Source organism: Frankia sp. R82, from assembly GCF_023716925.1.
In the GTDB taxonomy this organism is placed as follows: Bacteria; Actinomycetota; Actinomycetes; order Frankiales; family Frankiaceae; genus Frankia.
Genome location: NZ_JAMQQG010000168.1, coordinates 1 through 1,279, shown reverse-complemented (window position 1 = coordinate 1,279; position 1,279 = coordinate 1). Strand labels below are relative to the sequence as shown.

The 1,279-nt window shown below is 75.5% G+C and carries 1 protein-coding gene; it reads right to left on the bottom strand.

Going from position 1 to position 1,279, the window contains the following annotated elements; translation table 11 throughout:
* On the bottom strand, window positions 1-1,279 hold a 1,279-nt coding region (locus ND747_RS16415; RefSeq protein WP_251734479.1), incomplete at both ends, for an acyltransferase domain-containing protein.

Sequence of the window (1,279 nt, the reverse complement as noted above, 5' to 3'; positions counted from 1 at the left end):
GCCCACCCTCGTCCGCGCGGACGTCCGAGCCGGCGTCCGGGTCGGGTCGGGCGCCGGCGGCCGGCAGATGGCCGTGGACCTGCAGGGCGGCGAGGGCTGCGGGCAGGGTCGCCGTGGCCGGCCGGGAGCGGCGCAGGGTCGCGATCGTGTGTACGGCATCGGTACTGGTGGCGGCACCGAATTCGGTGCTTCGGGCGGTGCCGTCCACCGGGTCGGCGGTGCTGGTCCGGCCGAGGGTCTGCGTCGTGAGGGTGGTCAGGGTGGCGTCGGGGCCGAGCTCGAGGTAGGTGGAGACGCCGAGCCCGGCGAGGGTGGCGATCCCGGTGGTGAACCGGACCGTGCGGCGCAGGTGGTCGGTCCAGTAGCGGGGGGAGGCGAGCTCGGCGGGGGAGGCGGGTGCGCCGGTGACGTTGCTGATGATCGGAATGGTCGGGGACTGGTAGCTGACGGCGGCCGCGGCGGCGTGGAACTCCTCGAGGATGGGTTCGGTCAGTGGGCTGTGGAAGGCGTGGCTGACGGTGAGTCGGCGGGTGCGCAACCCGCGGGCGTCGGCGGCGGTGGCGAGCACGTCGAGGGCCCGGGTTGGCCCGGCGAGAACGGTGTTGGTGGGGCTGTTGACGGCGGCGATGTCGACGTCGCCGAGGCCGTCGCTGGCGGCGCCGCCGCCATGGGCGCCCCGGCGGGTCTCGTCGAGCAGTGCGCGGGTGGTGGCCTCGTCGGCGTGGACGGTCAACATGCCGCCACCGGCGGGCAGCGAGCCGAGCAGCCGGGCGCGGGTGGCGACCAGGCGGGCCGCGTCCGCCAGGGTGAGGACACCGGCGACGTGAGCGGCGGTGATCTCCCCGAGCGAGTGGCCGATCAGGTGGGCCGGGGTGACGCCGTGGGCGACGACGGTCCGATAGAGGGCGACCTGCAGGGCGAACAGGGTCGGCTGGGTCCAGCTGGTGTGGTGGATCAGCTCGGCGTCGGGGCCGTCCGGATCGGCGTGCAGGACCGACAGCAACGGCCGGTCGAGGTGCGGGTCGAAGGCGGCGGCCACCTCGTCGAGCGCCGCCCGGTAGACCGGGTCCGTGCGGTAGAGGTCATGACCCATCCGCGGGCGCTGGCTGCCCTGGCCGGAGAACAGGAACGCGAGGGTCCCGGCGGCGGCGGTTGCGGTGACGACCGACGGGTCGGTCCGGGCGTCGGCGAGCGCGTCCAGCGCGGCCAGCAGGTCGTCGTCGTGGGCGGCGACGGCGACGGCCCGGTGGGCGAACCTGGTCCGGGTCGCCAGCGCCGC